Source organism: Enterobacter sp. HMSC16D10, assembly GCF_001807145.1.
Classification (GTDB): Bacteria; Pseudomonadota; Gammaproteobacteria; order Enterobacterales; family Enterobacteriaceae; genus Enterobacter; species Enterobacter roggenkampii.
In genome coordinates this window covers 123,731-144,666 of record NZ_KV787862.1, presented here as the reverse complement: position 1 = coordinate 144,666, position 20,936 = coordinate 123,731, and the positions used below count along the sequence as shown (strand labels likewise).

The 20,936-nt window shown below is 56.6% G+C and carries 19 protein-coding genes; 14 read left to right on the top strand and 5 right to left on the bottom strand.

Features of this window, described 5'->3' with window-relative positions; genetic code table 11:
• Window positions 1-187 precede the first annotated feature (187 nt).
• Entirely contained in the window at window positions 188-1,099 is a 912-nt protein-coding gene (locus tag HMPREF3143_RS08685; protein WP_023292606.1) for a LysR family transcriptional regulator, read from the bottom strand.
• A 175-nt stretch (window positions 1,100-1,274) separates the two neighbouring features.
• Between HMPREF3143_RS08685 and HMPREF3143_RS08680 the strand changes: the two genes are divergently transcribed.
• The 7 genes from HMPREF3143_RS08680 to uspE all read left to right on the top strand — a co-directional run bounded on the left by HMPREF3143_RS08680 (window position 1,275) and on the right by uspE (window position 8,450).
• Window positions 1,275-2,585 carry a M20 family metallo-hydrolase gene (locus HMPREF3143_RS08680; protein WP_070532665.1) on the top strand — a complete coding sequence of 437 codons (1,311 nt, stop codon included), beginning with the start codon at window positions 1,275-1,277 and terminating at the stop codon, window positions 2,583-2,585.
• Window positions 2,585-4,030: a M20 family metallopeptidase gene (locus HMPREF3143_RS08675; protein ID WP_070532660.1), complete on the top strand. Its 1,446-nt coding sequence runs from the start codon at window positions 2,585-2,587 to the stop codon at window positions 4,028-4,030. Before HMPREF3143_RS08680 ends, HMPREF3143_RS08675 begins: the two co-directional genes overlap by 1 nt.
• A 41-nt stretch (window positions 4,031-4,071) precedes the next feature.
• Window positions 4,072-5,598 carry a p-aminobenzoyl-glutamate transporter gene (gene abgT / locus HMPREF3143_RS08670; RefSeq protein WP_070532653.1) on the top strand — a complete coding sequence of 509 codons (1,527 nt, stop codon included), beginning with the start codon at window positions 4,072-4,074 and terminating at the stop codon, window positions 5,596-5,598.
• 10 nt (window positions 5,599-5,608) lie between these two features.
• Complete coding sequence (ogt, locus tag HMPREF3143_RS08665) at window positions 5,609-6,124, top strand: methylated-DNA--[protein]-cysteine S-methyltransferase (protein ID WP_025911525.1); 516 nt, start codon at window positions 5,609-5,611, stop codon at window positions 6,122-6,124.
• Between the two features lie 183 nt (window positions 6,125-6,307).
• Window positions 6,308-7,060, top strand: coding sequence for a fumarate/nitrate reduction transcriptional regulator Fnr (fnr, locus tag HMPREF3143_RS08660; protein WP_006174991.1), 753 nt, complete (start codon window positions 6,308-6,310; stop codon window positions 7,058-7,060).
• 135 nt (window positions 7,061-7,195) lie between these two features.
• Window positions 7,196-7,390: a hypothetical protein gene (locus tag HMPREF3143_RS08655; RefSeq protein WP_008500541.1), complete on the top strand. Its 195-nt coding sequence runs from the start codon at window positions 7,196-7,198 to the stop codon at window positions 7,388-7,390.
• A gap of 109 nt (window positions 7,391-7,499) precedes the next feature.
• Window positions 7,500-8,450, top strand: a complete 951-nt coding sequence (gene uspE / locus HMPREF3143_RS08650; protein ID WP_032674643.1) for a universal stress protein UspE — start codon at window positions 7,500-7,502, stop codon at window positions 8,448-8,450.
• Between the two features lie 124 nt (window positions 8,451-8,574).
• Here the strand turns inward: uspE and pntB are convergent, their stop codons facing one another.
• Both pntB and pntA read right to left on the bottom strand, forming a co-directional pair.
• On the bottom strand, window positions 8,575-9,963 hold the full coding sequence (gene pntB, locus HMPREF3143_RS08645; protein WP_021241158.1) for a Re/Si-specific NAD(P)(+) transhydrogenase subunit beta: 1,389 nt from the start codon (window positions 9,961-9,963) through the stop codon (window positions 8,575-8,577).
• Between the two features lie 10 nt (window positions 9,964-9,973).
• Window positions 9,974-11,503, bottom strand: a complete 1,530-nt coding sequence (pntA, locus tag HMPREF3143_RS08640) for a Re/Si-specific NAD(P)(+) transhydrogenase subunit alpha (protein ID WP_021241157.1) — start codon at window positions 11,501-11,503, stop codon at window positions 9,974-9,976.
• A gap of 535 nt (window positions 11,504-12,038) precedes the next feature.
• Between pntA and ydgH the strand changes: the two genes are divergently transcribed.
• The 3 genes from ydgH to folM all read left to right on the top strand — a co-directional run bounded on the left by ydgH (window position 12,039) and on the right by folM (window position 15,312).
• On the top strand, window positions 12,039-12,983 hold the full coding sequence (ydgH, locus tag HMPREF3143_RS08635; protein WP_023327293.1) for a DUF1471 family protein YdgH: 945 nt from the start codon (window positions 12,039-12,041) through the stop codon (window positions 12,981-12,983).
• Window positions 12,984-13,167: 184 nt separating this feature from the next.
• Window positions 13,168-14,550 (top strand): amino acid permease, encoded by a 1,383-nt coding sequence (locus tag HMPREF3143_RS08630; protein WP_070532651.1) that lies wholly within the window; start codon window positions 13,168-13,170, stop codon window positions 14,548-14,550.
• A 39-nt stretch (window positions 14,551-14,589) separates the two neighbouring features.
• Window positions 14,590-15,312 carry a dihydromonapterin reductase gene (folM, locus tag HMPREF3143_RS08625; protein WP_032674641.1) on the top strand — a complete coding sequence of 241 codons (723 nt, stop codon included), beginning with the start codon at window positions 14,590-14,592 and terminating at the stop codon, window positions 15,310-15,312.
• Here the strand turns inward: folM and HMPREF3143_RS08620 are convergent.
• Complete coding sequence (locus HMPREF3143_RS08620; RefSeq protein WP_070532648.1) at window positions 15,309-15,644, bottom strand: GlpM family protein; 336 nt, start codon at window positions 15,642-15,644, stop codon at window positions 15,309-15,311. The two genes, folM and HMPREF3143_RS08620, sit on opposite strands and share 4 nt — an antisense overlap.
• 128 nt (window positions 15,645-15,772) lie before the next feature.
• Between HMPREF3143_RS08620 and rstA the strand changes: the two genes are divergently transcribed.
• The 4 genes from rstA to tus all read left to right on the top strand — a co-directional run bounded on the left by rstA (window position 15,773) and on the right by tus (window position 19,371).
• Complete coding sequence (gene rstA, locus HMPREF3143_RS08615; RefSeq protein WP_021241154.1) at window positions 15,773-16,489, top strand: two-component system response regulator RstA; 717 nt, start codon at window positions 15,773-15,775, stop codon at window positions 16,487-16,489.
• A gap of 244 nt (window positions 16,490-16,733) precedes the next feature.
• A complete protein-coding gene (locus tag HMPREF3143_RS08610) occupies window positions 16,734-16,994 on the top strand; it encodes a hypothetical protein (RefSeq protein WP_008500551.1) in 261 nt (86 codons plus the stop codon).
• Window positions 16,995-17,069: 75 nt separating this feature from the next.
• Complete coding sequence (gene rstB / locus HMPREF3143_RS08605) at window positions 17,070-18,368, top strand: two-component system sensor histidine kinase RstB (RefSeq protein ID WP_023343989.1); 1,299 nt, start codon at window positions 17,070-17,072, stop codon at window positions 18,366-18,368.
• A gap of 73 nt (window positions 18,369-18,441) precedes the next feature.
• Window positions 18,442-19,371, top strand: a complete 930-nt coding sequence (gene tus / locus HMPREF3143_RS08600; protein ID WP_023292613.1) for a DNA replication terminus site-binding protein — start codon at window positions 18,442-18,444, stop codon at window positions 19,369-19,371.
• Here tus and fumC read toward each other — a convergent pair whose 3' ends face one another.
• Window positions 19,372-20,766, bottom strand: a complete 1,395-nt coding sequence (fumC, locus tag HMPREF3143_RS08595) for a class II fumarate hydratase (RefSeq protein ID WP_070532644.1) — start codon at window positions 20,764-20,766, stop codon at window positions 19,372-19,374.
• Window positions 20,767-20,936: the final 170 nt, after the last annotated feature.

Sequence of the window (20,936 nt, the reverse complement as noted above, 5' to 3'; positions counted from 1 at the left end):
GTGATTTGTGTTAAATTTTCGTAAAATCAAACACTCGACATCCTTTCTTTTTGCGGAAAAGGTGTTATACCTAAATATACCTGCTTCATGGATATAATATTCAGGATTGGCGAAAGGACGCACTGCTGTGTGTACTGGAGGATCTGTCTGATGTCGGGCAGATCCTGTTTTTTTTATTATCTCACTTTCACGCCACGATTATTTTCCTCGCTTCCCGTCTGAACTGTGTAATTAACGATTCAGCCAGGGGCGTCTGACGTGAATCACGGCGCTGAATTAAATAATATGCTGCTTTTGGAAGCGATTCGACAACCGGTAGCATGACCAGACGGTGCGCCAGCAGCGGGTCACAGCCTAACTCCTGCGGCAATATGCTTAGAAAATCACTTTGTGCAACCAGGCTTATGCAGGAAGAAAAGGTTTCGCAGACCACACCAATTCGCGGTATTTGCGAGCGATGGCTAAATACCTCTTCTAACTGCTTATAATAACTTCCCCGCGGCGTCGGCATTGTCCAGTTATAATGCAGGAGTTCGTTAATCGACGTTGCCCCCGTTGCCGGATGCCCTTCGCGACAAAATACCGCAAATGGCTTCTCAAAGAGTTTTTCAAACGTAAATTCCTGGTCGTAAGGTCCCTGATAATAAGTATTGATGGTGAAATCCAGCTCTCCCTGCCGTAATTCGTTGATCATCGACACCAGCTGCCCTTCCATTATCCGCACTTTGACCTGCGGATGTTGGGCATGAAAGCGGGTGATAACGGCGGGCATCAGGCTGCGCGAAACGCTGGCCCCCATCCCGATGTTGATCTGCCCGGCCTGTTCCCCCTGCCGCTGACGAATGTCATCCTGCGCCGCGCGCAGCTCTTCCAGAATTAGCCGGGCGCGCTGGTAAAAGCCCTCACCGCATTCGGTCAACGCCACGCCCTTACTCCTGCGCACGAAAAGCTGCGCCGCCATGCCCTCCTCCAGCTCTTTGATGGATTTGGTCAGCGCCGGCTGCGAAAGATTCAGCGTCCTGCTGGCACCGCGAATGCTGCCCTGACGTGCGACTTCAACAAACGCCCGGAGATGATGGAATTTAACCTGAAATGACATAGCCCGACCGATAACCGTTGTTTATCAGAGTAAAGAAACTGTCATCTACTTTACTGGAAAGGGATGTGCGAGGGTAATTCCTGAACGGTTAAAACTGTGAAAAATCGGTTAGTGATAAGTAAAAACTATCACAGCGTGAAGCAGTTCACATATTTTCATGATGACAGGAACAGATATGGACACACTGGCGCAGTACATCCAGACGTTAACCCCGCAGCTGAGCGCGTGGCGTCGCGATTTTCACCATTTTGCGGAATCCGGCTGGGTAGAGTTTCGTACCGCCGCGAAAGTCGCGGAGACCCTGGATACGCTGGGTTACGCGCTGGCGATGGGGCGCGACGTGGTCGATGCCGAAAGCCGGATGGGGATGCCCGACGAAGCAACCCTGGCGCGAGAGTTTGCCCGCGCGCGGGCGCAAGGCGCGCCTGAGAAATGGCTGGCGCCGTTTGAAGGCGGCTTTACCGGCATTGTCGCCACCCTGAATACCGGCCGCCCTGGCCCAACCCTGGCGTTTCGCGTGGACATGGACGCCCTTGATTTAAGCGAAGCGCTCGACGACAGCCATCGCCCGTTCCGCGACGGGTTTGCCTCCTGCAATCCGGGTATGATGCACGCCTGCGCGCACGACGGCCACACCACCATTGGTCTGGGACTGGCACAGGTGCTTAAGCAGAATGAAGCCCGGCTCAACGGCACCATTAAGCTGATCTTCCAGCCTGCTGAAGAAGGCACGCGCGGCGCGCGCGCCATGGTTGCCGCCGGGGCGCTGGATGACGTGGACTATTTCACGGCCATTCATATTGGTACCGGCGTTCCTGCCGGTACGGTGATCTGCGGCAGCGATAACTTTATGGCCACCACCAAGTTCGACGTGAGCTTCACCGGCGTGGCCGCACACGCGGGCGGTAAGCCGGAGGACGGGCGTAACGCCCTGCTCGCCGCCGCGCAGGCCGCCCTCGCCCTGCACAGCATCGCTCCGCACAGCGACGGCGCATCCCGGGTGAACGTCGGCGTGATGCAGGCGGGCAGCGGGCGCAACGTGGTGCCCGCGAATGCCCTGATCAAAGTTGAAACCCGCGGCGAAAGCGAAGCGATTAATCAGTATGTCTTTGAACGCGCGCAGGCCGTCATTACCGGCGCGGCGGCGCTCTATGGCGTGAGCGCGGAGATGCGCCTGATGGGGGCTGCCACCTCCAGCGCGCCGACACCGGCGTGGGTGGATTATCTGCGCGAACAGGCGTGCCAGGTTTCCGGGGTTGTTCATGCCATCGATAAGGTGAAAGCGCCAGCGGGTTCCGAAGACGCCACGCTGATGATGGCCCGCGTGCAGCAGAACGGCGGCATGGCGTCCTATATGGTGTTTGGTACGGATTTGAGCGCCGGACATCACAACGAAAAATTCGACTTCGATGAGCAGGTCATGACTATCGCCATCGAAACGCTGGCGCGAACAGCGCTCAATTTCCCGTGGACGCGAGGTGTGTGATGCAGGAGAACTACGCTTTTATTGCCGATGCGATCGACACGCGATGTCGGACGTTAACCGATATTGCCGACGCGATCTGGGATCGTCCCGAAACCCGCTTTGAAGAGTTCTGGTCCGCCGAACGGCTGGCCAGCGAGCTGGAAGCAGAAGGCTTCACGCTGACCCGCGAGGCAGGCGGTATTCCCAATGCCTTTATCGCCAGCTTCGGCAGCGGAAAACCGGTTATCGCCCTGCTGGGCGAGTACGACGCGCTGGCCGGGTTAAGCCAGCAGGCACACTGCGCGACCGCGCAAACCGCCACGCCGGGGGCTAACGGCCACGGCTGCGGACATAACCTCTTAGGCACCGCGGCGCTTGCGGGCGCGGTGGCGGTGAAAAGCTGGCTGGAGCAGCACGGCGGCAGCGGAACGGTGCGTTTTTACGGCTGTCCCGGTGAAGAAGGCGGCTCCGGGAAAACCTTTATGGTGCGCGAAGGGCTGTTTGATGACGTCGATGCGGCCGTCACCTGGCACCCGGAAGCCTTTGCCGGGATGTTTAACGTCAGCACGCTGGCGAATATTCAGGCCGCCTGGCGTTTTCACGGCGTGGCGGCGCACGCGGCCAACTCTCCTCACCTGGGACGCAGCGCCCTGGACGCCGTGACGCTGATGACCACCGGCACCAACTTCCTTAACGAACACATCATCGAGAAAGCGCGCGTCCATTACGCCATTACCGACACCGGCGGGATTTCGCCCAACGTGGTGCAGGCGCAGGCCGAGGTGCTGTACCTGATCCGCGCCCCGGAGATGGCGGATGCGCAGCAGATCTACGAGCGCATCGAGAAAATCGCCCAGGGCGCGGCGCTGATGACCGAAACCACCGTCGAATGCCGCTTTGATAAAGCCTGCTCCAGCTACCTGCCGAACCGCACGCTTGAGGCGGCGATGTATCGCGCCCTGCAGCACTACGGCACGCCGGAGTGGACCGACGAAGAGCGAGAGTTTGCCCGTGAGATCCGCGCCACGCTGACGCCCAACGATCTGCAAAATAGCCTGAAAAATATTGCCGCCACGGGTGGTGAAGCGGGTAAAGCCTTTGCCCGCCGTCATCAGGCGACGCTGCTGGTGGATGAAGTCGCGCCTTATGCCGTCACCGACAACGTGCTGGCAGGTTCAACCGACGTGGGTGACGTCAGCTGGAAAATGCCGGTCGCCCAGTGCTTCAGCCCCTGCTTTACCGTCGGCACGCCGCTGCATACCTGGCAACTGGTATCTCAGGGGCGAACCTCTATTGCCCACAAAGGCATGCTGCTGGCCGGGAAAGTGATGGGCGCGACCGCGCTCAATCTGCTGCAGGACGCCGCGCTGCTGAAAAAATGCCGTGAAGAGTTCGAACAACAAATAGAAGAAAAACCGTACGTGTGTCCGATCCCACGAGGCGTGACACCGTCACCTTTAAAATAAAAAAACACAACACAACAACACAACACTTCCGAGGAACGCCCATGAGTATGTCATCCATACCTTCGCATTCCCCATCCGGTAAGCTCTATGGCTGGGTTGAAAGGATCGGCAATAAAGTGCCGCACCCTTTCCTGCTTTTTATCTATCTGATTGTGATTTTGATGGTCGCCACCGCCGCGCTCTCCGCCTTTGACGTCAGCGTGCGCAGCCCGGCCGACGGCAGCCTGGTGGCGGTGAAAAACCTGCTGAGCATTGAAGGGCTGCACTGGTTTTTACCCAACGTGATAAAAAACTTCAGCGGATTCGCCCCGCTCGGCGCCATTCTGGCGCTGGTGCTGGGCGCCGGGCTGGCTGAACGCGTCGGCCTGTTGCCCGCATTGATGGTGAAGATGGCTTCTCACGTCAGCGCGCGCTACGCCAGCTACATGGTGCTGTTTATCGCCTTCTTCAGCCATATCTCCTCCGACGCCGCGCTGGTGATCATGCCGCCGATGGGGGCGCTGATCTTCCTCGCCGTCGGGCGCCACCCCGTGGCGGGCCTGCTGTCCGCGATTGCGGGGGTGGGCTGCGGTTTTACCGCTAACCTGCTGATCGTGACCACCGACGTGTTGCTCTCGGGCATCAGTACGGAGGCGGCGAAAACCATTGATGCGGCCATGCACGTCAGCGTGATCGACAACTGGTACTTTATGGCAAGCTCGGTCATTCTCCTGACGATTGTCGGCGGGCTGATTACCGATAAGATCATTGAGCCGCGCCTGGGCAAATGGGAAGGCCGCAGTGATGAAAAGCTGGAAACCCTGAGCGAAGCGCAGCGCTTCGGCCTGCGCGTAGCGGGGATTGTCTCGCTGGCGTTTATCGCCGCGGTGGCGCTGATGGTGGTGCCGGAAAACGGCATATTGCGCGATCCGGTTAAACATACGGTCCTGCCCTCGCCGTTTATTCAGGGCATCGTGCCGCTGATTATCCTCTTCTTCTTCGTTGTTTCGCTCGCCTACGGTATCGCCACCGGCAAAATCCGCCGCCAGGGTGACCTGCCGCAGCTGATGATCGAGCCGATGAAGGAGATGGCGGGCTTTATCGTGATGGTGTTCCCGCTGGCTCAGTTTGTGGCGATGTTTAACTGGAGCAACATGGGCAAATTTATGGCCGTTAGCCTGACCGACGCGCTGGAGGCTGCCGGGCTAAGCGGCGTACCGGCGTTTGTCGGCCTGGCGCTGCTCTCCTCCCTGCTGTGCATGTTTATCGCCAGCGGCTCCGCCATCTGGTCGATTCTGGCCCCGATCTTCGTGCCGATGTTTATGATGCTGGGATTCCACCCGGCGTTTGCCCAGATCCTGTTCCGCATTGCCGACTCCTCGGTTATTCCGCTGGCACCGGTTTCGCCGTTTGTTCCGCTGTTTTTGGGCTTCCTCCAGCGCTATAAACCCGAGGCCAAACTGGGTACCTACTATTCGCTGGTTTTACCCTACCCGCTTATCTTTTTAGGGGTATGGCTGGTGATGCTGGTGGCATGGTATCTTGTCGGCCTGCCGATTGGGCCGGGGATCTACCCGAGGCTGAACTAAGGGAATGAGGATGCTGAGATTACTCGAAGACAAGATTGCGACGCCGCTTGGGCCGCTGTGGGTGATCGCGGACGAGCAGTTTTGCCTGCGCGCCGTTGAGTGGGAAGAGCACAGCGACCGCATGGAAGAACTGCTTGCGATTCACTACCGCGCCCAAGGGTATGAACGTATTCGCGCCACCAATCCGGGTGGACTGAGCGACAAGCTTGCGGCGTACTTCGAAGGCGATCTCAGCATCATCGACACGCTGCCCACCGCCACGGCGGGCACGCCTTTTCAGCGCGAAGTGTGGCAGGCGCTGCGGGCCATTCCCTGCGGGCAGGTGATGCATTACGGCCAGCTCGCGGCGCAGTTAGGTCGCGCTGGGGCCGCACGCGCCGTAGGTGCCGCGAACGGCTCTAATCCGGTCAGCATCGTGGTGCCCTGCCATCGTGTTATTGGCCGCAACGGCACCCTGACCGGCTATGCCGGTGGCGTGCAGCGAAAAGAGTGGTTGCTGCGTCACGAAGGGTATCTCTTACTCTAGTTCCCAGGCTTTTTGTGCTTAATTTTCTTCCGGTTAGGCTAAAAATCCATAATCAAGCTGTGGAATTTCAAGAAGATGGCGACACATTGCCGTCTCTTGTCCTTATTGAGGGTTTGTCAGGCTTACGTACTTACCAAAAAGATGTTAAAATTGACCAATATCAATTAAGGCTTGAGCAAACCTATGATCCCGGAAAAGCGAATTATACGACGCATTCAGTCTGGCGGTTGTGCTATCCATTGCCAGGATTGCAGCATCAGCCAGCTCTGTATCCCGTTTACCCTGAATGAGCATGAACTCGATCAGCTTGATAATATTATCGAGCGTAAAAAGCCTATTCAGAAAGGGCAGACGCTGTTTAAAGCGGGAGACGAACTGAAATCGCTCTATGCTATCCGTTCTGGCACCATCAAGAGCTACACCATCACCGAACAGGGCGATGAGCAGATCACCGGCTTCCATCTGGCGGGTGACCTGGTAGGCTTTGATGCCATCGGTACGGGCCACCACCCGAGCTTTGCTCAGGCACTCGAAACCTCGATGGTTTGCGAAATTCCGTTTGAAACTCTGGACGATCTGTCCGGCAAGATGCCTAACCTGCGTCAGCAGATGATGCGTCTGATGAGCGGTGAGATCAAAGGCGATCAGGACATGATTCTGCTGCTTTCCAAAAAGAATGCAGAAGAGCGCCTGGCCGCGTTTATCTACAACCTCTCCCGCCGCTTCGCCGAGCGTGGCTTCTCGCCGCGTGAATTCCGTCTGACCATGACGCGTGGCGATATCGGTAACTACCTGGGTCTGACCGTGGAAACCATCAGCCGTCTGCTGGGTCGTTTCCAGAAAAGCGGGATGCTGGCCGTTAAGGGTAAATACATCACTATCGAAAACGGTGAAGCGCTGGCCGTTCTTGCCGGGCACGCCCGCAACGTGGCGTAAACGCCATACGTATACTGCCAGACCGATAAATTTTCCTGATTTATGGGTCTGGCCTGTTACCCCGTCTTATATCTGCACTTTTCACCGTAGCACGTCCCCACACAACACCCAAAAGGGTCTCGTTGAGGTTATGAATTGAGAGAAAGTCTGTTTTTCGTTTCAGTCGTGATTGCCTCAGTGACCTTTATCTTCATCTGGATCATGCTTGTCGGCCCAATGAAGGGGGAGGAAAAAACCTACGTTCAGGACTCCACGACCTTTGCGATAGCGGTGATGGTGCTGCTGTTTATTGCGTTTATCGCGGTAACGACCACGGTGCTTTTCCTCTGATAAATTTTCATGAATTATTGATCTGGCAAAAGCTCTCCTCTGTTTCATTCAGGATATATAGGTTACTCTTTTAATTACAGACTGTGGTGACAGTAGTAAGGAGACCTGTATGGCCAAGTATCAAAACATGCTGGTAGCAATCGATCCGAATCAGGACGATCAGCCGGCATTACGACGTGCTGTGTATTTACATCAACGGATTGGTGGCAAAATCAAAGCGTTTTTGCCGATCTATGACTTCTCGTATGAGATGACCACCCTTCTGTCGCCTGACGAGCGCACCGCTATGCGTCAGGGCGTCATCAGCCAGCGTACCGCGTGGATCCGCGAACAGGCGAAGTATTACCTGGAAGCGGGTGTGCCCATTGATATTAAAGTGGTCTGGCACAACCGACCTTTCGAAGCCATCATTCAGGAAGTCGTTTCCGGTGGGCACGATCTGCTGCTGAAGATGGCGCACCAGCACGACAAGCTGGAATCCGTGATCTTCACCCCGACCGACTGGCACCTGCTGCGTAAATGCCCTTGCCCGGTCTGGATGGTGAAAGACCAGCCGTGGCCTGAAGGCGGGAAAGCCGTTGTGGCGGTAAACCTCGCCAGCGAAGAGGATTACCATAACTCGCTGAACGAGAAGCTGGTGAAGGAGACCCTCCAGCTTGCCGACCAGGTCAACCACACCGAAGTGCATCTGGTAGGTGCCTATCCGGTTACCCCGATTAACATCGCCATTGAGCTGCCGGAATTTGACCCGAGCGTGTATAACGACGCCATCCGCGGTCAGCACCTGCTGGCCATGAAAGCGCTGCGCCAGAAATTCAGCATCGATGAGAAGATGACCCACGTGGAAAAAGGGCTGCCTGAAGAGGTGATCCCGGACCTGGCTGAACACCTGCAGGCGGGGATTGTGGTGCTGGGTACCATTGGCCGTACCGGTATTTCTGCCGCCTTCCTCGGCAACACCGCCGAGCAGGTGATCGACCATCTGCGCTGCGACCTGCTGGTCATCAAGCCGGATGAGTACCAGACGCCGGTTGAGCTTGACGATCCGGAAGACGATTGACCCGCAAGATGAAAAAAAAACCGTCGGCGAACCGGCGGTTTTTTTTTGCCGGGTGGCGGCTACGCCTTACCCGGCCTACGGGTTTGGTAGGCCCGGTAAGCTTGCGCCACCGGGCTTTACCCTGTCAGAGCGCTTTCAGAATCGCATCCACGCTGGCTTTGGCATCGCCAAACAGCATGTGGGTGTTCTCTTTGAAGAACAGCGGGTTCTGCACCCCGGCATAGCCGGTATTCATTGAGCGCTTAAACACGATCACGTTCTGCGCCTTCCACACTTCCAGAACCGGCATCCCGGCGATTGGGCTACGCGGATCGTCCTGCGCCGCCGGGTTAACGGTGTCGTTAGCCCCAATGACCAGCACGGTGTCGGTGTCGGCGAAATCATCGTTGATCTCGTCCATCTCCAGCACGATGTCGTAAGGCACTTTCGCCTCCGCCAGCAGCACGTTCATGTGGCCTGGCAGACGCCCCGCCACCGGGTGAATACCAAAGCGCACCTTGATGCCGCGCGCGCGCAGCTTCTCGGTGATTTCCGCCACCGGATACTGCGCCTGTGCCACCGCCATGCCGTAGCCCGGGGTGATAATGACCGAGTGCGAGTTTTTCAGCATCTCGGCGGTATCTTCCGCGCTGATCTCACGGTGCTCACCCACTTCCTCATCGGAGCCGGTAGACGAGCCGTCAGAACCAAAGCCACCGGCGATGACGCTGATGAACGAGCGGTTCATCGCCTTACACATGATGTAAGACAGGATCGCACCGGAAGAACCCACCAGCGCACCGGTGACGATCAGCAGGTCGTTGCTCAGCATAAAGCCCGCCGCCGCTGCCGCCCAACCGGAATAGGAGTTCAGCATGGAGACCACCACCGGCATATCCGCACCACCGATGGACGCCACCAGATGCCAGCCGAAGGCCAGCGCGATGATGGTCATCACCAGCAACGCCAGCACCTGCAGACCGACGCTTTCGGTACGCACGAAGACCACCAGCAGCACAAACGACACCACCAGCGCCGCCAGGTTCAGCTTGTGGCGGTTTGGCAGCATCAGCGGCTTAGAGGAGATCTTCCCGCGCAGCTTGCCAAACGCGACAATGGAACCGGTGAAGGTGACCGCACCGATGAAGATACCGAGGAACACTTCCGTCAGGTGAATATTCACCAGAATTGGTTCCAGACCTGGCGTGTGGTACAGGTAGCTGTTGAAGCCCACCAGCACTGCAGCCAGACCCACAAAGCTGTGCAGAATGGCCACCAGCTCCGGCATCTCGGTCATTTCAACGCGTTTCGCCAGGCGAATACCAATCGCACCGCCGATGATCATCGCCACAAGGATCCACGCCACGTTGCCGGTGTCCGGCCCGAAGATGGTGGCAATCAGCGCAATCGCCATCCCGGCGATACCAAAGTTATTCCCCTGCTGAGACGTTTCGTGTTTGGAAAGCCCCGCCAGACTGAAAATAAACAGGATTGCAGCAACAATGTATGCGGCTGTCACTAATCCTCCAGACATATGCTACCCCTTAGCCTTTACGAAACATTTTCAGCATGCGCTGAGTCACGGTGAAACCACCGAAAATATTGATACTGGCGATCAGCACCGCGATAAAGCTCAGGAAGCTGATCCAGCCGCCGTGGCCAATCTGCAGTAACGCCCCCACCACGATGATCCCGGAGATGGCGTTGGTCACCGACATCAGCGGCGTATGCAGCGCATGGGAGACGTTCCACACCACGTAGTAGCCCACGACGCAGGAGAGCGCGAAGACGGTAAAGTGGCCGAGGAACTCTTTCGGCGCGACGTCAGCCAGCCAGCCGAACAGAATAATCACCAGCGCCATGATCGCGTATTTGCGCCACGGGGAAGCCGGTTTGGCAGGTTCTTTTGGTTCAGGCGCCGCTTTAGGCGCTGCCTGAGGCTGGGCCGAAACCTGAATCGGTGGCGCAGGCCAGGTAATTTCACCTTCACGCACCACGGTCACACCGCGCACCACCACGTCGTCAAAATCGACGGTGATGTTGCCGTCTTTCTCTTTGCAAAGCAGCTTCAGCAGGTTGACGAGGTTGGTGCCGTACAGCTGAGACGATTGTGTCGGCAGGCGACCCGGCAGATCGGTATAGCCGATCACCTTCACGCCGTTTGCGGTCGTGGTCACCTGATTCGCTACGGTATATTCGCAGTTGCCGCCGTTTTGCGCGGCCAGGTCGACAATCACGCTGCCCGGCTTCATGGAGTCCACCATCTCACGGGTAATCAGCTTCGGCGCCGGTTTACCCGGGATAAGCGCGGTGGTCACAATGATGTCGACATCTTTCGCCTGCGCGGCGAAAAGTTCCATTTCGGCTTTGATAAAGGCTTCCGACATCACCTTCGCGTAACCATCACCGCTGCCCGCTTCCTCCTTGAAGTCCAGCTCAAGGAATTCGGCCCCCATACTCTGGACCTGTTCCTTCACTTCAGGACGGGTATCGAACGCGCGAACGATAGCGCCCAGGCTGTTTGCCGCACCGATGGCGGCAAGTCCCGCCACGCCCGCGCCAATCACCATCACCTTCGCCGGAGGGACTTTACCCGCCGCGGTGATCTGACCGGTAAAGAAGCGACCAAATTCGTGGGCCGCTTCAACAATGGCGCGGTAGCCCGCAATGTTTGCCATCGAACTTAAGGCGTCCAGCGACTGGGCGCGCGAAATACGCGGCACGGAGTCCATCGCCATCACGGTGACGCCGCGCGCGGCCAGTTTTTCCATCAGCTCAGGATTTTGCGCAGGCCAGATAAAGCTCACCAGCGTGGTGCCCGGATTCAGCAGCGCAATCTCACTCTCTTCCGGTGCGTTGACCTTCAGAATAACCGGCGACTGCCACACGTCGGCACTGTCCACCACTTCCGCGCCAGCCTGAATAAAGGCCTCGTCATCGAAACTCGCCAGTTTGCCCGCGCCGCTTTCAACTGCGACGGTAAAACCCAGCTTAAGCAGTTGCTCCACCGTTTTCGGTGTTGCCGCTACGCGGGTTTCATTGGCTAACCGTTCTTTTGGTACCCCAATACGCATAGTTTTCCCTTCCATCGGTTTTTGATGATGGTTTAACGATAAGTGCCCGCGGTTTGTATCATTTTTCGCCATCACGCAAGCAATGAGACACAATTAACCCCGGAAAATAAAACAGTAACAAACTGTCTATAACCTACTGAAAATAGCGGCCGTGATCTACCGCCAGAAAACACTATTTCTTACTTTATCTGTGAAAAATAAGCGATCGGCGTCACTGACAGTGATATTTACCTTAAATTCATCGCCAGAACCGATAATTCGCGCAAGCGAAGCGGTAAAAACATGATATAGCGCCATGAGAGAACAACTTATTAACATTAAATTAACTTGTAAAAGTCATAAGCTTTATCAGTTTTACTTGTCAAACGCGTGTTTTTTCAACATATCACTAAATGTTATCGAATAAGGTGATTCAGTGAGCACAGGCAGTGAAAAATGGCGCAGACAGCGACGGGTTTTAAATGCCATAATCGGGACCGTCTCAAATTAACAACAATACCAGTACATGGTTTGCGCAAGGCGAAGGATCATTTTTATGAAGCTTAAGAACACACTCCTGGCGTCCGCACTTCTCTCCGCGACCGCCCTGTCTGCGAATGCCGCAACAGAGTTAACGCCGGAGCAAGCGGCAGCGTTAAAACCTTTTGACCATAAGGTCATTGTGGGTCGTTATAATTCTATTGGCGACGCCGTCGCCGCTGCATCAAAGGCCGCTGATAAAAACGGGGCAGCCTCGTTTTATGTTGTTGACCAGTCTGATAACGGCAACAGCGGTAACCAGCGCGTGACCATTGCGCTGTATAAGGACAACGCGCCAAAAGCTGACGCACCGAAAAACCGCGTGATTAACGGTGTTGTTGAACTGCCGAAAGATCAGGCAATTGCGCTGGAACCGTACGACACCGTCACCGTTCAGGGCTTTTACCGCAGCCAGCCTGAAGTGAACGATGCCATCACCAAAGCCGCGAAAGAGAAAGGGGCCTACGCTTTCTACATCGTGCGTCAGGTCGATGCTAACCAGGGCGGCAACCAGCGTATTACCGCGTTCATCTATAAAGAAGATGCGAAGAAACGTGTTCTGCAGAGCCCGGATGCGATTCCGGCAAACTCCGAAGCCGGTCGCGCGGCGATAGCGAAAGGCGGCGAAGAAGCGAAGAAAGTGGAAATCCCAGGCGTCGCAACGACGGCTACGCCAAGCGCTGAAGTGGGCCGTTTCTTTGAAACGCAGTCCACGAAAGGTGGTCGTTATTCGGTTACGCTGCCAGACGGTACCAAAGTTGAAGAGCTGAACAACGCCACTGCCGCGCAGATGGTGCCGTTCGACAGCATCAAATTTACCGGCAACTACGGTAACATGACGGAAGTCTCTTACCAGGTCGCGAAGCGTGCGGCGAAGAAAGGGGCGAAATTCTACCACATCACCCGCCAGTGGCAGGAACGTGGTAACAACGTGACCATCAGCGCCGATCTGTACAAGTAACAAAATCGTTTAAAAAAGGCGGCGCAATGCCGCCTTTTTTGTTACTTTTTTTGAATTTCTGCCACACGTCATTGCATGCTTTCGTTACACTCCGTAAAATCCCGCGCCTTAGTGTGATCCACCATTTTTATGCGCCTGAGCGAAATAATTATTCTGGATTTTGACCTTTCATAACAGGAAGCCAATGGAAAAGAAACTTGGCCTGAGTGCTCTGACTGCACTCGTTTTAAGCTCAATGCTGGGTGCGGGCGTATTCAGTTTGCCGCAAAATATGGCGGCCGTCGCCAGCCCGTCTGCCCTCATCATTGGCTGGGGCATTACGGGTGTCGGAATATTGCTGCTGGCCTTCGCCATGCTGCTGCTGACACGCATTCGCCCGGACCTGGACGGCGGCATTTTCACCTATGCCCGGGAAGGCTTCGGCGAGCTGATTGGCTTCTGCTCCGCCTGGGGATACTGGCTGTGTGCGGTGATCGCCAACGTCTCCTATCTGGTGATCGTTTTCTCGGCCCTCAGTTTCTTTACCGATACGCCTGAGCTGCGACTGTTTGGCGACGGGAATACCTGGCAGTCTATTGTGGGCGCCTCGGTGTTACTGTGGTTCGTCCACTGGCTGGTGCTGCGTGGCGTACAAACGGCCGCCAGCATTAACCTGGTGGCGACGCTCGCGAAACTGGTTCCGCTCGGCCTGTTTATCGTTCTGGCCTTCATTGCGTTCCGTATGGACGTGTTCACGCTCGATTTCAGCGGCGTTGCGCTGGGCGTCCCCGTCTGGGAGCAGGTAAAAAACACGATGCTGATTACCCTGTGGGTGTTCATCGGTGTTGAAGGTGCGGTTGTGGTTTCTGCCCGGGCCCGAAATAAACGCGATGTAGGCCGCGCCACGCTGCTGGCCGTACTGGCTGCGCTCGGGGTTTATCTGCTGGTAACGCTGCTGTCGCTGGGCGTGGTGGCGCGTCCTGAGCTGGCTGAAATGCGTAACCCGTCAATGGCGGGCCTGATGGTGAAAATGCTCGGCCCCTGGGGCGATGTGGTGATTGCGGCGGGTCTTATCATCTCCGTCTGCGGAGCCTACCTGAGCTGGACCATCATGGCGGCTGAAGTGCCTTTCCTGGCCGCGACGCACAAGGCGTTTCCACGCCTGTTTGCGCGTCAAAACCAAAACAGCGCGCCGTCTGCCTCACTCTGGCTGACCAACATCAGCGTTCAGATCTGTCTGGTGCTGATCTGGCTCACAGGTTCAGACTATAACACGCTGCTGACCATCGCCTCGGAGATGATTCTGGTACCCTATTTCTTAGTGGGTGCGTATCTGTTAAAAATTGCCACACGCCCGGCGCATTATGTCGTCGGTGTCGGAGCCTGTATTTACGGCCTGTGGTTGTTGTATGCTTCCGGACCTATGCATCTGCTGCTGTCGGTGGTGCTGTACGCACCGGGTCTGCTGGTGTTCATCTACGCCCGCCGCACGCATGAGCTGGAGAACGCGCTGAAGCGCCGCGAAATGGCCTTAATTGGACTGTTACTGGTTGCTGCCGTGCCGGCAACCTGGATGTTAGTGGGATAGCATCGCCTTTCCCATTGTTGAACTGTAAAGGAGAATACGATGGGAAATGCACCGCTTCGCCCCATACTGATCACCGGCGGAGGCCGCCGTATCGGCCTCGCCCTCGCCCATCATTTTCTCAACCTTCGCCATCCGGTCATTGTCAGCTACCGCACGGAATACCCGTCGATTGAAGGGCTGCGCAAAGCCGGGGCGGTCTGCATTCAGGCTGATTTTTCAACCGATGAAGGCATTCTGGCCTTTGCGGAAAAGGTGAAATCCACCACAACGGGTCTGCGCGCCGTGCTCCATAACGCCAGCGCATGGCAGGCCGAAAAGCCGGGTACGTCACTCAGCGAAACGCTCTCCGCCATGCTGCAGATCCACGTCAATGCCCCTTATCTGCTTAACCACGCTCTGCAGGATCTGCTCCGCGGCCACGGGCATGCTGCGGGCGACATCATTCACTTCACGGATTATGTGGTGGAGCGCGGCAGCGACAAGCACATTGCCTATGCGGCCAGTAAAGCCGCGCTGGATAATATGACCCGCTCGTTTGCCCGCAAGCTCGCCCCCGAGGTGAAGGTGAACGCCATCGCCCCGGCAATGATCTTATTCAACGAAAGCGATGATGCGGAGTATCGCCAGCAGGCGCTGAATAAATCGCTGATGAAAATTGCCCCGGGCGAGAAAGAGGTCATCGACCTCGTGGATTACCTGCTCACCAGTTGCTACGTCACCGGCAGAACCTTTGCCGTGGACGGCGGCCGACCGCTGCGCTAGTGAAAGCGGCTCCAGAAGAAAATTAACACCCAGGCGCTGAGCACCCAGCAGACCACCGCCCCGCCCAGCGCCAGGGGAAGACGCAGAAAACCGGTGAAATACCACAGCGAAAGCAGGTAGAGAAAATACGGGATGATTGACCACATGCCAAACACGATGGTCGTGCGTAACGCTTCCGTGCCGCGTTCGGACGCCACAATATAGTGGGCAATGAGTGCAAAGGTCGGGAAGAGAGGGATCAGCCCGGCAATATAGTAGTTTTTCGTTTTTGCCAGAATGCCAATCAGCAACACCACCAGCGCACCCAGCGCGGCTTTGATCACCAGAGCCATCGTTTTCCTTATAATAATCAACTCACCCTATGGGCCAGAATAACGGAACCGGCGTTAATTTTGAAAGATTAATGGAAGGTTAAGGTTTCGCGGTGTATGTTGGCTTTTTTCACGAAAACAGACGCTGTATGAATAAGATTGTTTATGTTGAAGACGAACCCGAAGTCGGGCAGCTGATCGCCGCCTATCTGGGTAAACATGATATGGACGTCATTGTTGAACCTCGTGGCGATCGTGCCGAAGAGGTGGTCGTCCGTGAAAACCCGGATCTGGTGCTGCTGGATATCATGTTGCCGGGCAAAGACGGCATGACGCTCTGCCGCGACCTGCGCGCCCGGTGGGAGGGCCCTATCGTCCTGCTCACCTCACTGGACAGCGATATGAACCATATTTTGTCGCTGGAGATGGGTGCCAATGATTACATTCTGAAAACCACACCGCCAGCCGTCCTGCTCGCTCGCCTGCGCCTCCATTTACGCCAGCACGCCAGCATCGAACGCGAAGCACCGGCGCCGTCTCTGACGCCGCACAAAGCGATGCGCTTCGGTACGCTGTCTATTGATCCGATTAACCGTCAGGTGCTGCTCTCTGGCGAGCTTATCGCCCTTTCCACCGCAGATTTTGACCTGCTGTGGGAGCTGGCAACGCATGCCGGGCAGATCATGGACCGTGACGCGCTGCTGAAAAACCTGCGTGGCGTAAGCTATGACGGAATGGACCGCAGCGTGGACGTGGCGATTTCGCGTCTGCGCAAAAAACTGCAGGATAACGCCACCGAGCCCTACCGCATTAAAACCGTGCGTAACAAGGGCTATCTGTTTGCCCCACATGCGTGGGAAACCTGATCGCCGGACAGGATAACCTGCGCGAAATAAAGGCATTACGCGAGAATGCCCTTCTTTCGCGCGTTTATTTTTACGTTTGCGCAACAATTAACTTGCTAAGCACGCAAACTATTCCATAATTACCTTCTCGACTCTCCTTTCTTCAGCTCGCCCCGCTCTTGCGATTGTTTTACTCATTTTCGCCGTGAAGCTTTCACGACATCTCTCCAATAAATCTTGAAATGAGGATTTAAGCTCATGAATTATGTATAGCTACGGTCAGGTAGAAGCGATAAAAACCAATCTTGAGTGGATTGTTAATCAGGCAACCCTGAACCACGCCTCCCCCTCACGCACCGATCAAAAAGCGCTCTTTGACCTGCTGGAACTCATCCAGTCTTACGAAATACTGCTGGATCTCATCAGTGAATACGGAACGGATGTGATTGATACGCACATTGCAGAAGGCCTGGCCGTGACGGAAAAATTCATCGCCAAGGTAAAAAACAGCGCGAAAGCCGTCTAACACGCTCGACAGACGTGAAAAACTCGAAGGGTTTTCATGTATATTCTGCACATAGCGTTTTTGCGGTGAGATCCAATGAAAAAGCTGTTTGTGCAGTTTTATCTTTTACTGTTTGTCTGCTTCCTGGTGATGACCATGCTGGTCGGCCTGGTCTATAAATTTACCGCCGAACGCGCGGGCAGGCAGTCTCTGGACGACCTGATGAAAAGCTCGCTCTATCTGATGCGCAGCGAGCTGAGAGAGATCCCGCCACACGACTGGGCGAAAACCCTGAAAGAGCTGGATCTCAATCTGTCATTCGATTTACGCATCGAGCCGTTGAAAGATTTCGATCTGGACCCGCCCGCCATGCAGCGTCTGCGCGACGGGGACATCGTCGCGCTGGATGAGAAATACACCTTTATCCAGCGAATTCCGCGCAGCCATTACGTGCTGGCCGTCGGGCCGGTGCCCTATCTCTATTATCTGCATCAGATGCGCCTGCTGGACATGGCGCTGATGGCCTTTATCGCCATTTCACTCGCGTTTCCGGTTTTTATCTGGATGCGCCCGCACTGGCAGGACATGCTGAAACTCGAATCCGCCGCGCAGCGTTTTGGCGAGGGGCATTTTACAGAGCGTATTCACTTCGACAGCGGTTCCAGCTTTGAACGTCTGGGGGTGGCCTTTAACCAGATGGCCGATAACATCAATGCCCTTATCGCCAGCAAGAAGCAGCTGATCGACGGGATCGCGCACGAGCTGCGCACGCCGCTGGTGCGCCTGCGCTATCGTCTGGAGATGAGCGAGAACCTGACGGAAGCGGAGTCTCAGGCGCTTAACCGCGATATTGGCCAGCTTGAAGCGCTGATTGAGGAGCTGCTGACCTACGCGCGCCTCGATCGCCCGCAAAACGAGCTAAACCTCAGCACGCCCGATCTGCCCGCCTGGCTGCAAACCCACATTGACGACGTTCAGAGCGTGAACCCGCAGCGCACGCTGTTAACGCGCGTCACGCCGGGTGACTACGGCGCGCTCGATATGCGCCTGATGGAGCGCGTGCTGGACAACCTGATGAACAACGCCATGCGCTACAGCGAAAGTACGCTGCAGATTGGGCTGGATCTGCAGGGCAATCAGGCCAGCCTGACCGTTGAGGATGACGGGCCGGGGATTGCCCCGGAAGCACGCGAAACCGTGTTTGAACCGTTTGTCCGCCTCGATCCCAGCCGCGATCGCGCCACCGGCGGATGCGGTCTGGGGCTGGCAATCGTCCACTCTATCGCGCAGGCGATGGGCGGCACGGTGCATTGCGAAGAGAGCGAGCTCGGCGGCGCGCGCTTCTGCTTTAGCTGGCCGGTGTACCATAACATCGCCCTTCCCGTCCCTGCCTGACTTCAACCGCACGCTGGCCTGACCCGGCGTGCTGTGCTATATGATAAGTATGTTGTAACTAATGAGAGTGCTTATGGCGACCTACGATCTTATCGAACGGCTGAACAGCACGTTTCGGGAAATAGAACACGAGCTGCTGACCCTGACAGAACGTTTGCAGACCTGCCGGCTGCTGGCCGCGCGCGTCTTTACCCTGCCCGAGGTGGCCAAAGGGGCCGAGCACGATCCGCTGGACACCATCGACGTGAAGCAGCACATCGGCAAGGCCGCACTGGAGCTGGCGATGAAACACTATCGCCATCTTTTTATCCAGCAGCAGTCTGAACAGCGCAGCAGCAAGGCGGCCGTGCGGCTGCCGGGCGTGATCTGTCTGCAAACCGATGCAGTAGCGCGCGAGGCGCTGGAAAGCCAGATTGCCCATATCAACAGTCTGAAAGCGGCATTTGAGAAAATCGTTACCGAAGAGTCTGGCCTGGCCCCCGCCGCCCGGTTTGAGTGGGTGCACCGTCAGCTTCCGGGGTTAATTACCCTGAATGCCTATCGCACGCTGACGGTTCTGCGCCATCCCGCCACGCTGCGCTTCGGCTGGGCGAATAAGCACATCATTAAAAACTTCACCCGGGATGAAATTCTGGCGCAGCTGGAAAAGAGCCTGAAGACGCCGCGCACCGTCGCGCCGTGGTCGCGTGAGCAGTGGATCGAGCGCCTGGAGCAGGAGTACCACAGCATCGCCTCGCTACCTGCGGATACGCGCCTCAAAATTAAGCGCCCGGTGAAGGTGCAGCCTATCGCCCGCGTCTGGTACTCCGGTCAGCAAAAACAGGTGCAGTACGCCTGTCCGACGCCGCTGATTGCGCTTTATGATGCCGATCAGGGGGCTATCGTGCCGGATATTGGTGAGTTGCTGAATTACGATGCTGAAAATGTCCAGCACCGCTACCGACCTCAGGCGCAGCCGCTTCAACTCATTATTCCGCGACTGCACCTGTACGTGGCGAGTTGATTATTTCAGACTGCCAACCATCGCCTCAGGGCGCACCCAGGCATCAAACTCCGCCTCCGTCAGATAGCCCAGCGCCAGGGCGGAGGCTTTCAGCGTCAGCCCCTCCTTATGCGCTTTTTTGGCGATCTCGGCGGCTTTATCGTAGCCGATATGGGTATTGAGCGCGGTCACCAACATCAGCGACTCATTTAACAGCTGGCTGATGCGCCCGCGGTTTGGCTCGATCCCCACCGCGCAGTGTTCGTTAAAGCTCTCCATGCCGTCCGCCAGCAGACGAATCGATTGCAGAACGTTGTGGATCACCATCGGGCGATAGACGTTCAGCTCGAAGTTGCCGGATGCACCGCCCAGGTTGACGGCCACGTCGTTGCCCAGTACCTGACAGCAGAGCATAGTCATGGCTTCGCACTGGGTCGGGTTGACTTTACCCGGCATGATGGAGCTGCCCGGCTCGTTTTCCGGAATGCTGATTTCACCGATACCGCAGCGCGGGCCCGAGGCCAGCCAGCGCACGTCGTTGGCGATTTTCATTAGCGACGCCGCCAGCCCTTTCAGCGCGCCGTGGGTGTGGACCAGCGCATCGCAGGTCGCCAGCGCTTCGAATTTGTTGGGCGCCGTGACGAATGGCTGTCCGGTTATGGCCGCAAGCTCCTCCGCCACGCGCACCGCATACTCCGGATGGGTGTTTAACCCGGTGCCGACCGCCGTGCCGCCGAGCGCCAGTTCCGCCAGGTGCGGCAGGCTGTTTTCAATATGCTTCAGGTTATGTTCCAGCATCGCCACCCAGCCGGAAATCTCCTGGCCGAGCGTCAGCGGCGTGGCGTCCTGCAGGTGCGTACGGCCAATTTTGACGATGTCGCGGAAGGCCTGCGCTTTCTCGTTGAGCGTGGATTTGAGGACGTTGAGCTGGGGGATAAGCTGCTCGCGGATAGCAATCACCGCCGCCACGTGCATGGCCGTGGGGAAGACGTCGTTAGAACTCTGGCTCTTGTTGACGTCATCGTTCGGGTGAACCTTGCGCTCCATGCCGCGCACGCCGCCCAGCAGTTCGCTGGCCCGGTTCGCCAGCACTTCGTTCATGTTCATGTTGCTCTGGGTGCCGGAACCGGTCTGCCAGATGGCGAGCGGAAATTCGTCGGGATGCTTGCCCGCCAGCACTTCGTCGGCGGCATTTATGATGGCGGTGGCCTTGTCTGCCGCCAGCAGGCCTAAATCCTGGTTTACCTTCGCGGCTGCACGTTTGGTGAGCGCCAGCGCCTGAATCAGCGAAACGGGCATTTTTTCAGTCGAGATACGGAAATGCTCCAGCGAACGCTGGGTTTGCGCGCCCCATAGCTTGTCGGCCGGGACGTCGATGGCGCCCATCGAGTCTTTCTCATGGCGTACCGTGGTCATTACTTTCTCCTTGATAACACTGTCGGGATTGCTCACATGCTTAAGGGATAAGTATTGATGACTTCTGAGAAACGGTATGGCGCTTTGTGCGCTCTTTTTGGTGTCGGGTGGCGGCTTCGCCTTACCCGACCTATAAGAATGTAGGCCGGGTAAGGCGAAGCCGCCACCCG